Raw genomic sequence first — 20,178 nt, 5'->3', positions numbered from 1 at the left:
TCAGTCGGCGATGAACTTCAGACGGTGCTCGCGGTAATAGTCGAGGATCGCCGCGGCGGTCTCCTCGATCGAGCGCCGGGTGACGTCGATCACCGGCCAGCGGTTGCGGGCGAAGAGCCGGCGCGAGGAGGCGATCTCGTTCGCCACCGCGTCGCGGTCGACGTAGGAGGAGGAATCGTCGGCCTTGAGGCTGAGCAGGCGGTTCTGGCGGATCTGGACGATCCGCTCCGGCGAGGCGATCAGCCCGACGATGAGGGGCTGGCGCAAGGTCTCCAGCACCGGCGGCGGCGGCACGCCGGGGATGAGCGGGATGTTGGTGGTCTTGAGGCCCCGGTTGGCGAGGTAGATCGCCGTCGGCGTCTTCGAGGTGCGGCTCACCCCGAGCAGGATCACGTCGGCCTCGTTGAGGTCGTGCGGCAGGTTGCCGTCGTCGTGCGCGAGCGTGAAGTTCATCGCGTCGATGCGCTTGAAGTACTCCGCGTTCAGCATGTGCTGCGCGCCGGGCCGCGCCGTGGAGTGGGTGCCGAGATAGGATTGCAGCAGCTGGTGCACGGGCTCCAGCACCGAGAGCAGCGGCGAGCCGGTGGCCCGGCAGGCCTCCTCCAGCCGCTCGGTCAGCTCGCGCCCGACCAGGGTGTAGAGCACGATGCCGGGGGCCTGCTCGATCTCGTTGATCACCCGTTCGAGCTGGGTACCGGAGCGCACGAGGGGATAGACGTGCTCGATCGCCGAGACCCCCTCGTACTGCGCCGCCGCGGCGCGGCCGACATTGATCAGGGTCTCGCCGGTGGAATCCGACACGAGGTGGAGGTGGAAGTAGCTGCGGACCACGCGGGCTCCCCGGGCTCGCCGCGGGCGCGGCAGACACCAAGACTCCGAGGCTCGGTGCGTCGTCCACCGATCGGCGGCGCGGAGTCGATGAGTGTGGATAATGCGCCGACGAAGCGAGGTCCAGGCGGGGGGCCTGTGGGTTAACGGCCTCGCGCCTCAACAGGCCGGGCGTTAACACTCGTGGCGGACCGCCCGTGGGAGAATCCGGGACGCGGGACCGCCGAAGCGAGACCGACGGGGCGCAAGCCCCTCGTGACTCTCGTCATCCTTCGACAATGGAGCAAATCTGTTAAAGCCCTCTTAACGCACCGGCGGTGGGGACGGGCTGTGGACGGGGCTGGAGCCCCGCGATGCCTGCCTCCAATAGAAAAAACAGATTCCTAGAATCTCTCTTTTCTTTTCAGAGGCCTGGGTGGGGATGGGCATCGCGGCGGGTCGCGACCAAGCGTCGGGCTGGCGCGGAGAGCCGGTTCTCGGCATAGGGAGAGCCGAGCCGTCGACGTGGCGGAATCGGGTTTTCGGGGGGACGGAGAATGAGCGCGACCGCGGGAGCCGGACGGGGAGCCGCTGAACGGCCGATCCTGCGGGTGCTGAATGGCGAGGCGCTCTCGCCCCCGCCGGCCTGGATGATGCGCCAGGCCGGGCGCTACCTGCCGGAATACCGGGCGGTGCGGGCCGAGGCCGGCTCGTTCCTCGACCTCTGCTACAACCCCGACTTCGCCACCGAGGTCACGCTGCAGCCGATCCGCCGCTTCGGCTTCGAGGCGTCGATCCTCTTCTCCGACATCCTGGTGGTGCCCCACGCGCTCGGCCAGGACGTGCGCTTCGTGGAAGGGGAGGGCCCCCGCCTCGACCCGATGGCCGGCCGGGCGGAATTCGACGCGCTGATCGAGGCGGGCGACCCGCGGATCATGCGCCACCTCGCGCCCGTCTTCGAGACCGTGGGCCGCCTGCGGGCGGAGCTGCCGGCCGAGACGACGCTGCTCGGCTTCTGCGGTGCCCCCTGGACGGTGGCGAGCTACATGATCGGCGGGCGCGGCACGCCGGACCTCGCGCCGGCTCGGTCGCTCGCGGCCCGCGACCCGGCCCTCCTCGACGCCCTGATCGACCGGCTGGTCACGGTCTCGACCGAGTACCTCGTGCGCCAGTTCGAGGCCGGCGCCGACGCGGTGCAGATCTTCGAGAGCCATGCCGGCGCCCTGCCGGACGTGCCCGCGGGCGAGACCGGCGACGCGCTCGCTCGCTGGAGCCTCGGGCCGATCGCCCGGATGGTGTCGGGTATCCGCGCCCGGGTGCCGGGCGCCCGGATCATCGTCTTCGCCCGCGGCTCCGGGCTCGACGGCCATGCCCGCGTCGCCGCCGAGACCGGTGCCGATGCGGTCGGGGTCGACTGGGCGGTGGACCTGAAGGCCCTGCGCGCCCGCCTGCCGGCTTCCGTCGTCACGCAGGGCAACCTCCACCCCGAGACCCTGATCGCCGGCGGCGCGGCGCTCGACGCCGCCGTGGACGCGATCCTGGAGGCGACCGCCGGTACCCCCCACATCTTCAACCTCGGCCACGGCATCACGCCGCAGACGCCGATTCCCCATGTCGAGCGGATGCTGGCGCGGTTGCGGGGGTGAGGGGTCCACCGCCAGAACCCTCCCCCCTCTGCGGGGGAGGGTGGCCTGCGGAGCAGGCGCAGCGGGACGCAGTCCCGCCGAGAGGGGCAGCGCGACGCTGATCCAGAGGGCGCCCTTCACTGCGGGCGCGACCTTTCCGGAAGCGTGGTTCCCCTCTCCCGGCCCCTGCTGACGCAGGGGCCACCCTCCCCCGCAGAGGGGGGAGGGTTATGGCGCGGTGCCCACATCCCTCGATCCAAGATTTCAGTTCAGTCTCAATCCCCCGAGAGGAACCACCCCACCGTGTATCTCTGGATCAAGGCCGCCCACATCGTCTCGCTCATCGCCTGGATGGCGGCGATGCTCTACCTGCCGCGGCTGTTCGTCTATCACGCCGCGCTGCCGGCGGGATCGCCGACGGCCGAGACCTTCAAGGTGATGGAGCGGCGCCTCGCCAAGGCGATCATGCTGCCGGGGATGATCGCGACCTGGATCTTCGGCATCGCCCTCGCGGTGATGAGCGGTGCCTATACGCAGGGCTGGCTGCACGCCAAGTTGGCCCTGGTGCTGATCATGAGCGGCATCCACGGCTGGCTGTCGCGGATGGTCAAGGACTTCGCCGCCGACCGGAACGCCCGCAGCCCGAAATTCTACCGGGTGCTCAACGAGGTACCGACGCTGCTGATGATCCTCATCGTGATCCTGGTGGTGGTGAAGCCGTTCTGAGGGAGCCCGTGATGGCCGGCATCGAGACGCAGACCCTCTCCTTCACCCTGGCCGGGCGCGCCCTGACCCTACCGATGGACCGGATCGGCGAGGGATCACCGGCCCTGCTGCTGCCGGCCCTGTCCTCGATCGCGACCCGCGAGGAGATGCGGCCCCTGGCGACGCGGCTCGCCGCCCGCCACGCCTGCCTGGTGCCGGACTGGCCCGGCTTCGGCGCGCAACCGCGCGCCCGGGTGCCCCTCGCCCCCGACACCCTGCACGCTTTTCTGGATGCGCTTCTTGCGCAAGCCCCCGGCCCCTACGCCCTCGGGGTCGCGGCCGGCCACGCCGCCGGCTACCTCGTCGCCGCGGCGGCCCGGCATCCGGGTGCCTTCGCCCGGCTGGTTCTGGTGGCGCCGACCTGGCGCGGCCCGCTGCCGACCGCGATGGGCGAGGAGCGCCGGCCGCTCTTCGGGCGCCTGCGCCGCGCCGTCGAGGCGCCGGTCGTCGGCAACCTGCTCTATCGCCTCAACGTCAGCACGCCGATCGTGGCGCGGATGATGCAGGCCCACGTCTATGCCGACCGGGCCCGGGTCACCCCGGCGCTGCTGGCCGAGAAGCGGCGGGTGACGCACCAGCCCCGGGCCCGCTTCGGCACTGCGGCCTTCGTCACCGGCGGCCTCGATCCGGTGCGGACGCGCGAGGAGTTCTTCGCCCTGTTCGGTCCCGGCCTGCCGCCGGTGACGATGCTGCATCCGAAGGGCGCCCCGCGCCGCTCGGGTGCCGAGATGGCGGCGCTCGCCGAGGCCGGCCTCGTGCGCAGCGTCGCGATTCCCGGGGCCCTCGCCGCCCACGAGGAATGCCCCGAGGCGGTCGCCGCCGCGATCCTGTCCGGGACCTGAGGCCGTGCGGGCGCCGCTCGCCCTCGGCCTGGCGCTCCTTGCCGGTGTCGCCACGGCCGAGCCGGCGCCCGCCCCCTACCTGGCGGCCGGCGCCCTCGACGCCGCCGCGATCCTGCCCCCACCGCCGACACCCGGCAGTGCCGCGCAGGGCGCCGATGCGGCGGCCTACGCGGCGACCCGGGCGCTCGCCGGGTCGCCGCGCTGGGGCCTCGCCGTGTCCGATGTCCCCTCGGGGGTGACCCGCCTCCTCGACGGGTTCGCCTGCGCGGCCGGCCGCCGCCTCGACCCCGCCCGGCTGCCGGCGCTCGCCGCCCTCCTCGCCCGCACCCGCCGCGACGTGGTGGCGGTGGTGCGCGACGCGAAGACTCGCTTCGCCCGCCCGCGGCCGCATCTCGGCAACGATGCGGCCCTGTGCGTCCCGCGCAGCGAGGCCCTCGACCGCAGCTTCTCCTATCCGTCGGGCCACGCCACCGAGGGCTGGACCTTCGCCCTCGTCCTCGCCGCGCTGATGCCGGAGCGCAGCACCCCGATCCTGCGCCGCGGCCGGAGCTACGGCGAGAGCCGGATCGTCTGCGGAGTGCACTGGGCGAGCGACGTCGAGGCCGGACGGCTCGCCGGCAGCGCCCTGTTCGCGGTCCTCGTCGGCGATGCGGCGTTCCGGGCCGACCTCGATCGGGCCCGGAGCGAACTCGCCGCCGTGCCTCCAGATGCGGGGCCGTCTGCCTGCGCGCGCAACGAGTAGGGATCGCGCATGGCCGGGGATTCGTCCCTTGCCCGACCCTTCCTGGATGCGATTGCAGCCGCCGTTTTCTCGTCGAAAGAGGTCAGGCGGTGGCTGATGGCGGGAACTCCTGCCGCCTCGGATCATGAACGTGCCGAGATTTCGATCGATGAGCAGAGAGCGTTGCGGTGATGCAGCAAACCCACAATGCAGCCATTCCGGGCGAATGATCGTTGCGGCCGCGACAGCCGGTCCCAATGCCGTATTCCCGGAAGCAAGGCACGCGAGTCAGATGCGATCTTCTTTCTGCGAAATCGGCATGCCAGGGTCTTGGCGAACCATATCGAGTTCAAACATCCGAGAGAGAAGTTTGGTTTCGGTCAGCCGGAAGCTTACCCCCTCCGGGCGGAATGCTGGTCGCGGACTCATGCGGATCGGAAGACCGTGAACCCGCATCAGGATTGGGCGACCGTGCTGTCCTGCGAAGCTGAGACCTTGAGCGATCCGCGCGTGACCTCCTTTCAGCGTATCATCACCCACGCGCAGGCTGCCGCGATGATCGAAGGATATGCTCGTCGTCTGGCTTGAGGAGCAAGTCGCAATCCTGCCGCCGCTCGCGGCGCTGGTGACGGTGGATGTCTCGCACGTGTGTCACGGTCGGAAGTAAAAGCGTTCATGAGCGTCTTTGAAAGAATAGATAGCCTGTTTGATCGACTCACTCTGTCGATCTAGAGCGCTTCACGATCGCGTTGCAATCGCGAAGCTCTCTAATTATTTGTTTTGCCGCATTTTCTTCGACGAACCGGCATCCACTTCGTCGGAAAATGTTTTAGCGCCGACATTGCCGCTTCACTGTGTCATCCTGGGGCCGCGGAGCGGAATCCGGGATCCATAACCGCCGACGGTGGAGGATCAGGCGATCAGCGTTCCGTCTCTGCCTACTTCGTCGGCGGTTATGGATCCCGGGTTCCCGGCTACGCCGGGCCCCAGGATGACATCGAGGGTGTCATCGCTGTCGAATCCCATGGATCACCCAGGATTGAAGCGGTTCTTCTCTGCGACAGCACAGTCCTCGAACGAAAACAGCGCCCGACCGCATCACGATCGGGCGCTGCCGTCACAGGCTCGGATGACCGCCGTCAGGCCGCGTTGCGCTTCGCCTTCTTCGCCCGCCGGCCGAGGATGTTCAGTACCTCGACGCCGGCCGAGAAGGCCATGGCGGTGTAGACGTAGCCCTTCGGCACGTGGGCCCCGAAGCCTTCCGCGATCAGCGTCATGCCGATCATGATGAGGAAGCCCAGGGCCAGCATCACCACCGTCGGGTTGGCGGCGATGAAGCGCGACAGGGGGTCGGCGGCGACGAGCATCACGGTCACCGCGGCCAGAACCGCGATCACCATGATCGGCACGTGCTCGGTCATCCCGACCGCCGTGATGATGCTGTCGATCGAGAACACCAGGTCGAGGATCAGGATCTGGCCGATCGCCGCGGCGTAGCCGAGCGAGGCGCCCCCGCCGGTCTTCTCCGCCGGGTCGGGATCGAGGCTGTGGTGGATCTCCTTGGTGGCCTTCCAGAGCAGAAAGAGGCCGCCGGCGATCAGGATGATGTCGCGCCAGGACAGCCCCTTGCCGAAGATCTCGAAGACCGGCTGGGTCAGGTGGACGATGTAGGCCACGGTCCCGAGCAGCGCGAGGCGCAGGATGAGCGCGAGCCCGATGCCGATGCGCCGGGCCCGCGATTGCTGCTCCACCGGCAGCTTGTTGGTGATGATCGAGATGAAGATCAGGTTGTCGATGCCGAGCACGACCTCCATGACGACGAGGGTCGCGAGAGCGGCCCAGGCCGTCGGGTCGGCGGCGAGTTGAACGAGGGAATCCACGGCGGAGCCCTCCTTACGGGAAGATCGAGGGGCGGCCCGCCGGCGCCGAGGGCGGCGGGGCGTGGACCTGGACGGCCTTCTGAAGCACCCGCACGTGGGCGGGGGTGTAGGTCGTCAGTTCGCCGTCGGTGTTGACCGGTCGCGGCTTCTTGGTGCGCAGGATCACCTCGGTGGTCTGGAAGGCGCGCACGTCGGCGGCCTTGCCCTGCGTGCCCCGGCGCAGGGCCGGCAGCAGGGCGAGCAGCCGCCACCAATGGGCGACCTCCAGGCTGTAGAAGTTGAGTAGCCCGTCATCGACGGTGGCGTTCTCCTCCACCGTCATGCCGCCGCCGTAATGGCGGCCGTTGCCGACCGAGACCTGGATGGTCTTCACGGTCTCCACCGTGCCGTCATGCTCGATATAGACCGTGAACGGCCGCGCCCGGCGCAGCAGCCGGAACGCCGCGACCGCGTAGCCGACCGTGCCGAGACGGCGCTTGAGGTCGGCCGTCAGCTCGCCGGCGAGATCGGCCGAGAAGCCGATGCTGGCGACGTTGAAGAAGTAATGGCCGTTGACGCAGCCGAGATCGATCGGCCGGGCCGGCACGCTGGCGATCACCTCCGCCGCCTCGAGCGGATCGGCGGGCAGGCCGAGGCTGCGGGCGAGGTCGTTGGCGGTGCCGAGCGGCAGGATGCCGAGGGGCAGCCGCGCCTCGGCGAGCGCCTGGGCGGCGGCGTTCAGGGTGCCGTCGCCGCCCCCCAGGATCACCATGTCGCAGGTTTTCGCATGGGCGTGGATCAGCGCCTTGCAGTCGGTCTCGCCGGGCGGCGGATCGACCGGCTCGATGCCGCCGCGGCGTAAGGTGTCCTTCACGGCATCGAGGTCGAGCCCGCCGTTGCGGGCCTTCTTGTTGACGACGAGCAGTGCCCGCCGGGAGGTCTCAGCGCCGGACATCGGCGCCTCCGGCGAGCGGGCGGAGGAACGGGGTCGGAATGACGCGCAACATTGCGGGCCCTCCAGTGCGATCGTGCCGCGTCAGCACAAAGGCAGCGAAGGGGTCCGACATCGCGGTCGACGCCTCGAACCGCCAGAGGGGCCCGGACCCGGGGAGCCCTTGAGGTGGGGTCGCGGCCGCGCTTGGCAAGGGTTCCTGAAAGCGTTCCCGACCGCGACAAGGAGTTCCCTCACGCGAGAAGAGGTTCCCCTGCGCGAGAACCGGCTTCGTCCAGGACCTCGGAGACCGGGCCGGGGATGTGCGCAACGGGGGTAGCGGGGAGGGCGCCGGACCCGCAATGGAACCGTAACCGCGGCGACGAACGTTCCCCTTCCTGAACCTGGTCCTCCCCCCCGGTGCCGCCCCATGCTCGGTCCCTTCCGGCCTCTCCCCATCCGTCCCGCGGTCCTCCTCGGCCTCGGCGCGAACCTCCTCCTGGCCCCCGCCGTCCTGGCGCAGGGCTGGGTCGATCCGCCCACCCGCGGCGGCGCGGCTCCCGCACCCACCCTCGCCCCCGCGCCCAGGGTCGAGCCGGCGCCCCGGGCCGAGGCGGCCCCGCCCGCCAAGGTCCAGGCCAAGGCCCAGCCGTCGGCGTCGCGCCGGATCGCCGAGGAGGCCCATCGGCCGGCCCGCAGCGGGCTCCACGCGGCGACGCAGGCGCGCCGCGCCGCGCGGCTCGCCCGGACCGAGCGGCCGCTTCCCGTCCAGATTCCCGCCCCCGCGCCGGTCGCGGCTTCGGACGGGCAGATGCGCGACTGGGCTCTGGCCTCGCAGCGCCTCGCGCGCGACTACCTGGCGTCGATCTCGGGATCCAACGGCGCGACCCTGGCCGACGCGCCGGGCTTCTACGGCAACCAGGTCGTCTTCCACGGCCGCACGATGAGCGTCGCGAGCCTGATGTCCGAGAAGCGCCGCTTCGTGCAGCGCTGGCCCGAGCGGCGCTACCGGCCGCGGCCGGATTCCCTGCGTACCGCCTGCAGCGCCGGTCTCGCCCTGTGCCAGGTCCGGGCGACGGTGGACTTCTCGGCCTTCAGCCCCGCCCGCGGCGTGCGCTCGCAGGGCACCGTCGATCTCGAACTGGCGATCAGCCTCGCGGGCGCGCGGCCGGTGATCGTGTCCGAGAACAGCCGGGTCGTGCGCCGCGAGGCCGTGGCGAGCCGCGATTAGCGCGCGATGCGTGACGCTGCCCTGTGACAGGGCGGCGTTCGGCCCCTACATGAGGGACAGCCCGGCCGACGGGTGCGGCGCGGGACCCCCGCGGCCGGGACGATGGGACGTGATGCGGACATGACCACGCGTGAGCAGTTGCAGGCGCTGATCCGGGCGGAGATCGACCGGCAGCGCCCCGTCGCGGTGGCCCGTCGCACCCTCGAACTCCTGGTCGAGGCGGCGATCCGCCGCCTCGATGCGCCGCCGGGCTACCAGGTCGTCGACCGGGACGGGCGCCCGCGGACCCGGACCGTGGCCGGCGAGGTGCAGCCCCTGACCCTCGGGGATCTCGTCGACGAGCTGCGCCGCCAGCATCCGACCCTCTTCCTGCCTCCGGTGTCGCCCGGCCCGGCCCCCGCCGCGGCGCCGGCCGCGCGGGACTGGATCGTCGTCGATCCCGCCCCCCGGCCGAGCGTCGCGTCGCCCGCCCCGCCGGACCGGACCGCGCGCCTGCGGGACGCGCTCCAGGATCTCGGCGCGCGCCTGCGCCGGCCGCCCCGCGAGCCCGCCTCCCCCGAGGCGGCCCCGATCCCGGTCCCGCCGCCGCCGCCCGGCGAGGGGCTGAAGCCCGGCCTCGCCCGGCCGCAACCGGTGCCGGGCCGGACCTCGACCCGCCGCCCGCTCTACGCCGCCCTCGGGGCGCTCGTGCTGCTCGGCGGCGCCTATGCGGCGTTGCGCAGCCCCGGGCCTGCCGACAGGGCCGCCGTCGCGCAGGCGCCGGCCCCCGCGACCCGGACGGCCGAGGCCACGCCGCCCGCACGGACCGACGAGGCCAAGACCGGCGACAAGACCGGCGACCCGAAGCCCTCGGATGCGAGATCGGCCGAGGCCAGACCCGGCGAAGCCAGGTCCGAGGCAAGGTCCGGGGCCAAGCGCGAGCCGGGGGAGACGGGCGCCGTCGAGGGCCCCATCGCCGGCGTCGCCGAGGTGGTCGACACCGCGACCCTGCGGCTCGGCGGCCGGACCCTGCGCCTCTCGGGCGTCGAGGCCGCCCGGGGTGCCCAGGCGAGCGACCTCTCGGGCTACCTCGCCGGGCGGCCGGTGAACTGCCAGCCCAATCCCGGCCGCAGCGCCTGGATCTGCACGGTCGACGGCCACGACCTCTCGGAGGTGGTGCTCTACAACGGCGGCGGCCGCGCCACCCCGGAGGCGACGCCGGACCTCGTCGATGCCGAGCGCCACGCCCGCACGGCCCGGCTCGGGATCTGGGCCAGGCCGTAATCCTCGCGCCTCACCGCAGGCCCGGCGCCCCGAGGAGCGAGATCAGGGCGCCCTGGCGCCCGGTCCCGGTCTTGGCGAACACCGCCTTGAGCTGGCTGCGCCCGGTCTCCACCGCGATGCCGAGCGTTCCGGCGGCCTCCTCCAGGGAGGCGCCGCCGGTCAGGAGGGCAGCGAGCCGCGCTTCGGCGGCGGTGAGCCCGAAGGCCTGCGCCAGCAGGCCCGGATCGGGCCGCCTGTCGGCCTCGAGATCGGTGACGAGCAGGAGCGCCCGGGCGTTCAGGAAGGGCGAGCGGGCCGCCTCCGCCAGCGGCAGGGCCCGCAGGATCAGGGGCCGGCGGTCGCGCCGGGGCACCAGCACCAGCCCGGCGGGCGGCGACGAACGGTGCTGCAGCGCCTCCGCCAGGGCGGCGATCTCGTCCCGGGCCCGCGGATCGGCGACCCGCAGGCTGCCGCCGACGACCCGGAACGCGGCATCGAACAGCGCCTCCGCCCGCGTGTTGGCCCCCACCACCCGGCCGGTCGCGTCGAGGGCCAGGGCCGCCTGGGCGATCTGGTCGAGCCCACCCAGAGTCCCGTCGAGGGCGGCGCGGCCGAGGGCTTCCGACAGGGCGGCGGCCTCGCCGAGCCGGCGCATCAGGCCGCCGAGGGGCCGCACCCCCGCCGCCTCGAACGGCCCGCGCCGCGTCTTGCGCTGCACCGAGACCGCCCAATGCTCCGCCCCGGCCCGGAAGCCCGCGACGGCGAACCAGGAATAGCCGTGCGGCCGCAGCAGGTCGTTGTAGTAGGGCGCGCGGTCGATCTCCTCGGTCGTCAGGATGTCGAGGTCGGTGACCACCTCGCCCCGCATCACCCGCGGCACGGCCCGCGTGCGCAGGTCGTTCAGGTGCCAGCCGTACCGGAAATACGCGGCGACCAGCTCGTCCACCTCGGGGGTACAGGGAACGCCCGGTATCCGGCGGTGGCTCTGCAGCAGCATCGCGCCGTCACCGCCGACCAGGGTCGAGACGTGTCCCAGCACGGCGCCCCAGCGCGACGGGTCGAGGGCGGCCTCGCCGAGGCTGTCGTCGAGGCGCCGGAGCGTGTCGTCGGTCGGGCCCATGGCTGCGCGGTCCCCGGCATCGTCCTGCCGGATACTACGTCATGGGCCGCCGAAATCCGCGGGCTCTCCATCCGGGATCGCCAGGAATTTTGTCCACGGCCGGGCTGCCCGCATCGGAACGGGGCAGGGTTTCCCCGTCCGACGAACGGAAACGCCGCCGGTCTCCTTCTGCAAGCGGGAAGAGTGGCGGCGCGCGACCCGTTATGGGCGTCCCGCGCGCCGCCGGGTCCTCACCCCCCGTAATGCCGCGCCAGCACCTCGCGCACCCGGGCGACCATCTCGTCGACCGGCACGGAGAACTGGGCCGGCCGGGCGGCCTTCCACTCGGCGTTGCTGGCGATGGCGTCCGCCGCCTTCGCGCCCTCGATCAGGTCCTTGATCTGGACCTCGCCCTTCGCCCGCTCGTCGCTGCCCTGGATGACGACGCAAGGCGAGCCGCGGCGGTCGGCGTACTTCATCTGGGCCTTCATGCCGGAGGCGCCGAGATAGAGCTCCGAGCGGATGCCGGCCTGACGAAGGCCTGCGACGAGGGCCTGGTAGGCGGCGGTCTCCTCGCGGTCGAGCACCAGCACCACCACCGGGCCGGGGGCGGCCTTCCCCGACACGATCGGGCTGCGGACGACCTGGAGGGCCGAGAAGAGACGCGAGACGCCGACCGAGAACCCGGTCGCCGGCACGGGCTCGGAGCGGAAGCGGCCGACGAGGCCGTCGTAGCGCCCGCCGCCGGCCACCGAGCCGAAGCGCACGGTCTGGCCGTCCTCGTTGACGACCGGGAAGGTCAGCTCGGCCTCGAAGACCGGGCCGGTATAGTATTCGAGGCCCCGCACCACGGACGGGTCGGCCCGCACCCGGTCGTGGCCGTAGCCCGCCGCCTCGCACAGCTTCATGATCGCGTGCAGTTCGGCGATGCCCTGGCGCCCGGTCTCGGACGAGCCGACCACCTCGCCCCAGCCGCCGAAGAAATTTTCCCAGAAGGCGAGGCGGTCGCCCCCCTCGGTGGGGGCGGCCTGGAACGACACGTAGCGCAGGATGCGCTCGATCGCGTCGTCCGAGAGGCCGGCGCCCTTGGTGAAGTCGCCGCTCTCGTCCTTGCGGCCGGGGCCGAGCAGCAGGCGCACGCCGTCGGGCCCAAGCCGGTCGAGCTTGTCGATCGCCCGCAGGACGGTGAGGCGCCGGCCGGCCTGGTCGTCGCCGCCGAGGCCGATGGCCTCCATCACGCCGTCGAGGACCTTGCGGTTGTTGACCTTCACGATGTAGTCGCCGCGGCCGATGCCGACCTTCTCCAGGGTGTCGGCGGCCATCATGCAGATCTCGGCATCCGCCGCGACGGTCGGGGCGCCGACGATGTCGGCGTCGAACTGCATGAACTGGCGGAAGCGGCCCGGGCCCGGCTTCTCGTTGCGGAAGACGTAGCCGGCGCGGTAGCTGCGATAGGGCTTGGGCAGGGCGTCGAAATGCTCGGCGACGTAGCGGGCGAGCGGCGCCGTCAGGTCGTAGCGCAGCGACAGCCAGGATTCGTCGTCGTCCTGGAACGAGAACACGCCCTCGTTCGGCCGGTCGAGGTCGGGCAGGAACTTGCCCAGCGCCTCGGTATACTCGATGAACGGGGTCTCGACCGCCTCGAAGCCGTAGAGCTCGAAGCTCTCGCGGATCTTCTCCAGCATCCGGTGGGTGGCGGCGATCTCGGCCGGCCCGCGGTCGACGAGGCCGCGCGGCAGGCGGGGCTTGAGGGTGGCGGCCTTCTCGGCCTTCGCGGGCTTGGACATCGGGTCTCGCAGGGGCAATCGGGCGGCGGCAGCCTCGGGCGCCCGTCGTCGGGGACGGGCCCGACACAGAGGCGGGCGCAGGGTTCGCCGGGCTCTAGCCCATTTGCCGGCGCCTGCAAACCGAGGCCCGCCTCACGCCTCCCCGCCGGCGAGCCACCGCACCCGCGCCGCCTCCAGACCCCACACCATGCCGAGCATCATGTAGACGTGGCGCCACTTCTCCATGTCGATCTGCATCGCCTGGAGGAAGAACATCAGGAGGGCCGGCACCACGATCTGGGCGTGGCGCCGGTAGGGCGTGTCGTGGCTCATCAGCCGAAAACCCACCCGGCTCGTCATCAGCACCAGGAACACGAAGGCGACGCCGGCGACCCAGCCGCCGTTCGAGAAGGCGCCGATATAGGAGTTGTGCGGCTCGAGGTTGAAGGTGCGGCGCCAGCGCAGGGGGCCCATGCCGAGGGGATCCTCGATCAGCATGCCGATGCCGCGCAGCTGGTTGCCGAAGCGGCCGGTCTCGCCCTCGTCGTAATCCTGGGTGACGGCGGCGCGCTTCGAAAAAGTCTCGCCGACATCGCCGACCGAGAGGAGGCCGGCGAGCGAGACCGCCCCGAACCCCGCCGTGAGGGCGGCGAGCAGCACGATGCGGCGGCGCAACCGCGGGGCGCTGGTGCGGTAGAGCATCACCACCAGCAGGATGCCCATCGCCAGGGTGCCGCCCCAGGAGCCGCGGGAGAACGACAGGAACACGCCGGCAAGCAGGATGGCGAGACCGAGCCCCGACAGGAGCGGGCGGCGCGCTCGGCCGGTCAGCAGGTCGTGCATCAGGTAGAAGGCGCCGAGCGTCAGGAACGAGCCGAACACGTTCGGATCCTGGAAGGTGCCCGACGCCCGGCCATACATGCTGAACAGCTTGTCGTTGCCGATCAGCTCCAGATAGCCGCCGATGCCGAGGACGGCGCAGAAGAGCGCGCTGGCGGTATAGACCTTGAGGGCGGCCTCGACCCGCCGGTCGCTCTCGTCGGAGAAGAACATGGTGAAGAAGATGCCGGTGACGGCGAGGTAGCACAGCTGCACCGTCCAGACCGGCGGCAGCTCCTCGTCGAGATAGGGCATCAGGGCGACGACCGTGGCGCCGACGAAGACCAGGAGCACCAGGACGAGGGGCACCGCCCCCCGGTAGAGCCGCACGCCGAGCAGGACCCAGAGCACGATCGTCGGGATCGCCACGATGTCGTAGGGCGAGGTGTCCGAGAAGGCGAAGCAGGCGAAGAAGATGAACGCCGCCATCAGGGCGTGGCCGAAGCCGCGCAGCAGCGACAGGAACGGCACCGCCGCGAGGTCGCGGCGCGGCAGGACGAACGTGCCCATCGGGCGCCTCCTCGGGTGACGGCACCCGGGAGATTAGCGGCGGATGGTGTGCGCCGGCTGAAGCGACACGGTGAACGAAGACTTAAACGGAGGGGCGGGCGCGTCTCGCCAGTTCTGCGAAGGCCGAGGTTTCGATCGGATCGGGTTGTCTGATACGGCACGGCCCCGCCGCGGAACGCGCGACGGGGCCGGACAATCGAGAGAGCCGGTACGCAACTTGGCTCCCCAGGAGAATGGCGCGACGACGTGAATTCTTCGTCAACGCGCGGGCGCGGATCAGCGCGCCGAGAGCTTGGCGGCCCCCGGCGCCACGCCGGCGCGGGCCGGGCCCTCCTCGGCGAGCAACGCCTGCCCGCGCTCGGCGTAGCGGCGGGCGAGCGCCGCGCAGGCCATCAGCTGGACCTGGTGGAAGAGCATCAGCGGCAGGAGGATGCCGCCGACGTCCTGGCCGGAGAAGATCACGTTCGCCATCGGCACGCCGGAGGCCAGGCTCTTCTTCGAGCCGCAGAACACGATGGTGATCTCGTCCTCCTTCGAGAATCCGAGCAGGCGGCTCGCCGCGGTGGTGATCGCCAGCACCATCGCGAGGAGGACGAGGTCGACGACCAGCATGGTGGCGAGCGCCGGCAGCGGCGTGCGGCTCCACAGGCCCGTCGCCACCGCGTGGCTGAAGGCGATGTAGACGATGAGCAGAATCGAGCCGCGATCGACCACCATGGTCAGGGGCTTGTGCCGGGTCAGCCAGGGCCCGAGGCGCGGCTGGAGCAACTGCCCGAGCGCGAAGGGCAGGAGCAGCTGGGCCATGATCTTGCCGACCGCCGCCCAGTCGAACTCGTGGTGGCTGCCTTGCGTGTTCAGCAGCACCGCGACGAGGAGCGGGGTGATGAACATGCCCAGGATGTTCGAGGCCGAGGCCGAGCAGATCGCCGCCGGCACGTTGCCGCCCGCCACCGACGTGAAGGCGATGGAGGATTGCACGGTCGAGGGCAGCACGCAGAGGAAGAGCACGCCGGCGGCGAGCGCCGGGGTCAGCAGCGTCGGGCTCAGCAGGCCGGCGGCCAGTCCGAGGATCGGGAAGAGCACGAAGGTCGAGGCGAACACCACGAGGTGCAGGCGCCAATGCACCAGGCCGGCGAGCGCGGTCTGCCGGTCGATACGCGCGCCGTGCAGGAAGAACAGCAGCGCGATCATGCCGTTGGCAAAGACGCCGAGCCATTCGGCCGCCCGGTCCTGCACCGGCAGCACGCTGCCGAGGATCAGGGCGCCGACGATCATCAGCGTGAAGGTGTCGGGGCGAAAGCGCGAGAGCATGGCGGACCGGAGGATCGGGGTCTGACGGGGATTCCCCCTCTCCCTATCCGGCCGGTGCCCGCATGGGTACGCAGGGCGCCAGGATTACAGTTATCGCGAAATGCGATAGCCTGGGCATCGTTCATGCAGGATGCCGAGGGCCGCCGTGACCCGCCTGATCGATCCCGTGCTGCTGCGCACCCTGGCGGCGGTGGTGCGCAGCCGCAGCTTCAGCCGGGCGGCCGAGCAGCTCGGGCTCGGCCAGTCGACGGTGAGCCAGCACGTCCAGCGCCTGGAGGCGCAGCTCGGCCACCGGCTGGTCGCCCGCGACACCCACTCGGTGGCGCTGACCCCGGAGGGCGAGACGGTGCTCGGCTTCGCCCGCACGGTGCTCGACGCGCACGAGCGTCTGGAGCGGGCGCTCTCCGGCGGCCCGGTGCGGGGCAAGGTGCGGTTCGGCGCCTCCGAGGATTTCGTCCAGAGCCGGCTGTCGGAGGTCCTGCGCGATTTCCGCGAGGCCTACCCGTCGGTCGACCTCGAGCTGAGCGTGGCGCTGACGGGCTTCCTCCACGACGCGCTGGCGCGGGGCGAGCTCGATCTCGTGCTCGGCAAGCGCCATGTCGGCGAGACGCAAGGGATGCTGGTGCGGCGCGACCGGCTGGTCTGGGTCGGGTTGCCCACCGCGCTGCCCGAGCGGGGCGAGCCGGTGGCGCTGGCGAGCTTCCCGGCCCCCAGCATCACCCGGGCAATCGCGCTGGCGGCGCTGACCCAGGAGGGCCGGGCCTTCCGGGTCACCTGCACCTGCGCCAGCCTCAGCGGCTTGCGCGCCGCCGCGCTCGCCGGGGTCGGCGTGATGGCCCAGCCCCGCAGCCTGATCCCGGACGGGTTGCAGGAACTCGCCCATCCCGAACTGCCGCGCCTCGCCGACGTCGAGTTCGTGCTCTCCGGGCCGGGCCTCCACCGCGAGCCGAGCCGGGCCCTGGCGCACGAGATCCTGAACGCGGACATCTGGGATTGATGCCGCGTCCGGTGGATGGGCGATCGGGGAGCGACCGGGTTCAGTACCCGATGGCGCCGCGCTTGAAGCCGAAGCCCGGGACCTCGCAGCCGCAGGACGAGTTGAGCGGGGCGGGCCGGGTCGGGCAGTTGCCGCGGGCGGTGACGCAGATCCGGCCGATGCGGCCGCCGCCATACTCCCGGTAGCCCGGGCGGTCGTAATCGTAGCGCCGGGCGCGCGGGCGGTCGTAATCGTAGCGCTCCTCGTAGCGGCGGCGGGGACGGTCGTCGTCGTAGCCGTAGCCGTATTGCGCGAAGGCGGGCGCGACGCCGAGGCCGAGGGTCAGGGCGGCCAGGGCCGCGGTCATCACGGTCTTCACGGATCTCTCCTTCGTATCGGATGGTGTGCCGGATCGTTTCACCGGTCACGCTAGGCACAGCCACATGAACGCGCGCTGAGGCGATTCGGTGCCGGTGCGACATCGGAACCGGCGCAGAGGCCACGGCGCGGCACGATCGCGCGGGAAGCGCGCGGGACGCGGTTGTCGAGGGCGGGGGACGTCGCCACCTACGGGCGACCACCCTTTCCGACAGCACGGGCCGCGACCGCCGAGGCGACCGGCCCCCAGCACAGGGACGCCGACAGTGAAGGACGCGGAGATGGAGCTCCTGAAGCTCGCTGCCCTCGACGCCGACGATCTCGCGATCATCTCGACCCACCTCCAGGACGCGATCCTGCGCACCGGCGATCTCGCCTACCTGCCGCGGGAGCGCCGCTTCGCCCTGGTGGCGCGGCGCTTCGACTGGGAAAGCCCGGACGGCGCCCCGCCGCGGCGGCGTCTCACCGGCCTGCATTTCGAGCGGGTGCTCTCCGTGCGCTGCCGCAACATCCCGCGCGACGAGCCGGACAGCCCGCTCGAACTCCTCGCCATCACGTTCGAGCCCGGCGAGGCGCCGTCCGGCATCGCCACCCTGGTCTTTTCCGGCGGGGCCGCGATCCGGCTCGAGCTCGAATGCATCGAGGCGGCGATGAAGGATCTCGGCCCGGTCTGGCAGGCCGACAGCAAGCCGCTGCACGCCTCCCACGACATGCCCCTCGACGCGGCCTGAATTTTTTGGCAGTCGGCGGGCCCTGGCACGATCGCTCTGGCACAATCCCTTGGCCGTTCCCCCGGCCCGCCGACACGAGACCGGATACCGCATGCAGCGCCTCGATTCCCGCGATCCCGATTTCGAGTCGCACTTCGCCCGCCTGCTCTCGGTCAAGCGCGAGGTCTCGGAGGACGTCGACGCGGCGGTGCGCGACATCATCGCGGAGGTGGTCGCCCGGGGCGACGACGCGGTGATCGACTACACCCGGCGCTTCGACCGGCTGGATCTCACGCCGGACACCATCCGGGTCTCGCCGGACGAGATCGAGGCCGCGACCGCGTCCTGCTCCGCGGAGGCCCTCGATGCGCTGGCGCTGGCCAAGGCGCGGATCGAGACCTACCACCGCGCCCAGGTGCCGGCGGACCACCGCGAGACCGACGCGCTCGGCGTCACGCTCGGCTGGCGCTGGACCGCGATCGAATCGGTCGGCCTCTACGTGCCGGGCGGCACCGCGAGCTACCCGTCCTCGGTGCTGATGAACGCGGTGCCGGCCAAGGTCGCGGGCGTGCCCCGCATCGCCATGGTGGTGCCGACGCCGGACGGGGTCACCAACCCGCTCGTGCTCGCCGCCGCCCGGCTCGCCGGGGTCGACGAGGTCTTTCGCGTCGGCGGCGCACAAGCCGTGGCGGCGCTCGCCTACGGTACGGCGGCGATCCGGCCGGTGGCCAAGATCGTCGGGCCGGGCAACGCCTACGTGGCGGCGGCCAAGCGCCGGGTGTTCGGGCAGGTCGGCATCGACATGATCGCCGGTCCCTCCGAGGTGCTGATCCTCGCCGATTCCTCGGCCAACCCGGACTGGGTCGCGGCCGACCTGCTCGCCCAGGCCGAGCACGACACCGCCGCGCAGGCGATCCTCGTCACCGACAGCGACGCGCTGGCCGACGCGGTGGCGGCGGCGGTGGAGGGTCAGCTCAAGACCCTGAAGCGGGCCGAGATCGCGACCGCGAGCTGGCGCGACTACGGGGCGATCGTGCGGGTCGCGCGGCTCGCCGACGCGATCCCGCTCGTCGACCGCCTCGCGCCCGAGCATCTCGAGATCGAATCCCACGACGCCGAGGACTTGGCGGCGCGGGTGCGCAACGCCGGCGCGATCTTCCTCGGCGCGCATACGCCCGAGGCGATCGGCGACTATGTCGGCGGCCCCAACCACGTCCTGCCGACGGCCCGCTCGGCCCGGTTCTCCTCCGGCCTCGGCGTCCTCGACTTCATGAAGCGGACCTCGCTCCTCTCCTGCACGCCCGAGGCCCTGCGGGCGCTCGGCCCCGCGGCGGTGACGCTCGGCCGCTCGGAGGGACTCGATGGCCACGCCCGGTCGGTGGCGATCCGCCTGAACCTTTGATCAATCCGTCGCGGTCATCCTACGTCCGGCTTGCGCGGGAGGCCGCGCTCGCCTCTGCTGCACGCCCTGACAAAGACCCGCGACGATCCGGGGAGGAGATCCGATGGCGAGCGAGGCTCCCGATCCGCGACAGCGCCTGGCGGCGGTGACGCTCGACGAGGATTCGATCGGGCGCGGCAATCCTGACCAGGAGCACGAGCGCGCCATCGCGATCTACGACATCCTGGAATCGAACACCTTCCGGGTCGCCAACCAGGACGGCGGCCCCTACGCGCTGTCGCTCGGCCTCGTCGAGAACAAGCTGTCCTTCGCGATCTCCACCGCCGACGGCCAGCCGGTGATGACCCATCTCCTGTCGCTGACGCCGTTCCGCGGCGTGATCCGCGACTACGAGATGATCTGCGACAGCTACTTCAAGGCGATCCGCACCGCCTCGCCGAGCCAGATCGAGGCGATCGACATGGGCCGGCGCGGGGTCCACAACGAGGCGTCCGAGCTGCTGCGCCAGCGGCTCGACGGCAAGGTCGAGATCGACCACGACACCGCCCGCCGGTTGTTCACGCTGATCTTCGCCCTGCACTGGAAGGGCTGAGCCGGTGCCTGAAGGCCCCCCTGCGGACGGCGCCGCGCCCGCCGGGGCCGACCCGAAGAAGCCCGACCCGTCTCGGACCGACCCCGCGAAACCGGGCCGGCGGGTCCAGTCGGTGCTGTTCGTCTGCAACTTCAACGCGGTGCGCTCGGCCTGCGCGGAGGCGCTGGCCCGGCACTATTTCGGCAAGTCGGTCTACGTCCAGTCGGCGGGCGTGCGCGGGGGCGAGCCGACCGACCCGTTCATGATCGCGGCCCTCGACGAGATCGGCATCGACGCGTCGCGCCACCGCCCCCGCACCCTGGAGGAGCTGGAGGAGTGGGAGGGGCTGAACTTCGACCTGATCGTCTCGCTCTCGCCGGAGGCCCACCACGCCGCGCTGGAACTCACCCGCACGGTGGCGGCCGACGTCGAGTACTGGCCGACCCCGGACCCGACCGTGGGACAGGGCTCGCGCGAGCAGCGCCTCGACGGCTATCGCGACGTGCGCGACGGGCTGGGGTTCCGCATCCGGCAGCGGTTGCGGTGAGGGCGA

The 20,178-nt window shown here is 71.7% G+C and carries 20 protein-coding genes; 12 read left to right on the top strand and 8 right to left on the bottom strand.

All coding sequences use genetic code 11. The features are described from left to right. On the bottom strand, positions 1 to 831 hold the full coding sequence (locus miv_RS07430; RefSeq protein WP_048425512.1) for a pyruvate, water dikinase regulatory protein: 831 nt from the start codon (positions 829 to 831) through the stop codon (positions 1 to 3). 533 nt (positions 832 to 1,364) lie between these two features. Here miv_RS07430 and hemE point away from each other — a divergent pair. From hemE to miv_RS07405, 5 genes are all read left to right on the top strand, one after another. Next, entirely contained in the window at positions 1,365 to 2,453 is a 1,089-nt protein-coding gene (gene hemE / locus miv_RS07425; RefSeq protein ID WP_207182066.1) for a uroporphyrinogen decarboxylase, read from the top strand. A gap of 330 nt (positions 2,454 to 2,783) precedes the next feature. Then, positions 2,784 to 3,158: a protoporphyrinogen oxidase HemJ gene (gene hemJ / locus miv_RS07420; RefSeq protein ID WP_244749038.1), complete on the top strand. Its 375-nt coding sequence runs from the start codon at positions 2,784 to 2,786 to the stop codon at positions 3,156 to 3,158. A gap of 20 nt (positions 3,159 to 3,178) precedes the next feature. Continuing rightward, positions 3,179 to 4,039: an alpha/beta fold hydrolase gene (locus miv_RS07415; RefSeq protein ID WP_048425519.1), complete on the top strand. Its 861-nt coding sequence runs from the start codon at positions 3,179 to 3,181 to the stop codon at positions 4,037 to 4,039. Positions 4,040 to 4,043: 4 nt separating this feature from the next. Further along, positions 4,044 to 4,781: an acid phosphatase gene (locus miv_RS07410; RefSeq protein WP_207182062.1), complete on the top strand. Its 738-nt coding sequence runs from the start codon at positions 4,044 to 4,046 to the stop codon at positions 4,779 to 4,781. A 423-nt stretch (positions 4,782 to 5,204) separates the two neighbouring features. Then, a complete protein-coding gene (locus miv_RS07405) occupies positions 5,205 to 5,348 on the top strand; it encodes a hypothetical protein (protein ID WP_207182060.1) in 144 nt (47 codons plus the stop codon). Positions 5,349 to 5,899: 551 nt separating this feature from the next. Here miv_RS07405 and miv_RS07400 read toward each other — a convergent pair. Next, positions 5,900 to 6,640, bottom strand: a complete 741-nt coding sequence (locus tag miv_RS07400; protein WP_048425515.1) for a TerC family protein — start codon at positions 6,638 to 6,640, stop codon at positions 5,900 to 5,902. A gap of 13 nt (positions 6,641 to 6,653) precedes the next feature. Further along, positions 6,654 to 7,574: a lipid kinase gene (locus miv_RS07395; protein WP_207182059.1), complete on the bottom strand. Its 921-nt coding sequence runs from the start codon at positions 7,572 to 7,574 to the stop codon at positions 6,654 to 6,656. Between the two features lie 406 nt (positions 7,575 to 7,980). Between miv_RS07395 and miv_RS07390 the strand changes: the two genes are divergently transcribed. Then, on the top strand, positions 7,981 to 8,781 hold the full coding sequence (locus miv_RS07390; protein ID WP_207182058.1) for a hypothetical protein: 801 nt from the start codon (positions 7,981 to 7,983) through the stop codon (positions 8,779 to 8,781). A gap of 120 nt (positions 8,782 to 8,901) precedes the next feature. Continuing rightward, entirely contained in the window at positions 8,902 to 10,044 is a 1,143-nt protein-coding gene (locus miv_RS07385) for a thermonuclease family protein (RefSeq protein ID WP_207182057.1), read from the top strand. A 10-nt stretch (positions 10,045 to 10,054) separates the two neighbouring features. On the opposite strand, the gene miv_RS33700 is transcribed toward miv_RS07385, so the two are convergent. From miv_RS33700 to miv_RS07365, 4 genes are all read right to left on the bottom strand, one after another. Continuing rightward, complete coding sequence (locus tag miv_RS33700) at positions 10,055 to 11,143, bottom strand: nitrogen regulation protein NR(II) (RefSeq protein ID WP_048430925.1); 1,089 nt, start codon at positions 11,141 to 11,143, stop codon at positions 10,055 to 10,057. A 230-nt stretch (positions 11,144 to 11,373) separates the two neighbouring features. Next, positions 11,374 to 12,909 (bottom strand): histidine--tRNA ligase, encoded by a 1,536-nt coding sequence (gene hisS / locus miv_RS07375; protein ID WP_048430924.1) that lies wholly within the window; start codon positions 12,907 to 12,909, stop codon positions 11,374 to 11,376. A 132-nt stretch (positions 12,910 to 13,041) separates the two neighbouring features. Then, on the bottom strand, positions 13,042 to 14,277 hold the full coding sequence (locus miv_RS07370; RefSeq protein WP_048430923.1) for an O-antigen ligase family protein: 1,236 nt from the start codon (positions 14,275 to 14,277) through the stop codon (positions 13,042 to 13,044). Between the two features lie 276 nt (positions 14,278 to 14,553). Beyond that, positions 14,554 to 15,588 carry a bile acid:sodium symporter family protein gene (locus tag miv_RS07365; protein WP_207182056.1) on the bottom strand — a complete coding sequence of 345 codons (1,035 nt, stop codon included), beginning with the start codon at positions 15,586 to 15,588 and terminating at the stop codon, positions 14,554 to 14,556. A gap of 145 nt (positions 15,589 to 15,733) precedes the next feature. On the opposite strand from miv_RS07365, the gene miv_RS07360 reads away from it, so the two are divergent. Further along, positions 15,734 to 16,585 carry a LysR substrate-binding domain-containing protein gene (locus miv_RS07360; RefSeq protein WP_089504284.1) on the top strand — a complete coding sequence of 284 codons (852 nt, stop codon included), beginning with the start codon at positions 15,734 to 15,736 and terminating at the stop codon, positions 16,583 to 16,585. A 40-nt stretch (positions 16,586 to 16,625) separates the two neighbouring features. Here miv_RS07360 and miv_RS07355 read toward each other — a convergent pair whose 3' ends face one another. Beyond that, complete coding sequence (locus miv_RS07355) at positions 16,626 to 16,943, bottom strand: hypothetical protein (RefSeq protein WP_420865523.1); 318 nt, start codon at positions 16,941 to 16,943, stop codon at positions 16,626 to 16,628. Positions 16,944 to 17,223: 280 nt separating this feature from the next. Here miv_RS07355 and miv_RS07350 point away from each other — a divergent pair, with 280 nt between their 5' ends. The 4 genes from miv_RS07350 to miv_RS07335 all read left to right on the top strand — a co-directional run bounded on the left by miv_RS07350 (position 17,224) and on the right by miv_RS07335 (position 20,172). Next, entirely contained in the window at positions 17,224 to 17,673 is a 450-nt protein-coding gene (locus miv_RS07350; protein WP_048430928.1) for a DUF2948 family protein, read from the top strand. Positions 17,674 to 17,764: 91 nt separating this feature from the next. After that, positions 17,765 to 19,054, top strand: coding sequence for a histidinol dehydrogenase (gene hisD, locus miv_RS07345; protein WP_048430920.1), 1,290 nt, complete (start codon positions 17,765 to 17,767; stop codon positions 19,052 to 19,054). Positions 19,055 to 19,157: 103 nt separating this feature from the next. Then, entirely contained in the window at positions 19,158 to 19,646 is a 489-nt protein-coding gene (locus tag miv_RS07340; protein WP_048430919.1) for a UPF0262 family protein, read from the top strand. 112 nt (positions 19,647 to 19,758) lie between these two features. Then, positions 19,759 to 20,172, top strand: a complete 414-nt coding sequence (locus miv_RS07335; RefSeq protein WP_058619803.1) for an arsenate-mycothiol transferase ArsC — start codon at positions 19,759 to 19,761, stop codon at positions 20,170 to 20,172. The last annotated feature ends 6 nt before the right edge of the window (positions 20,173 to 20,178 follow it).

It is taken from the genome of Methylobacterium indicum (assembly GCF_017347565.1).
Taxonomy (GTDB): domain Bacteria; phylum Pseudomonadota; class Alphaproteobacteria; order Rhizobiales; family Beijerinckiaceae; genus Methylobacterium; species Methylobacterium indicum.
This window is presented reverse-complemented; position numbering and strand designations above follow the sequence as displayed.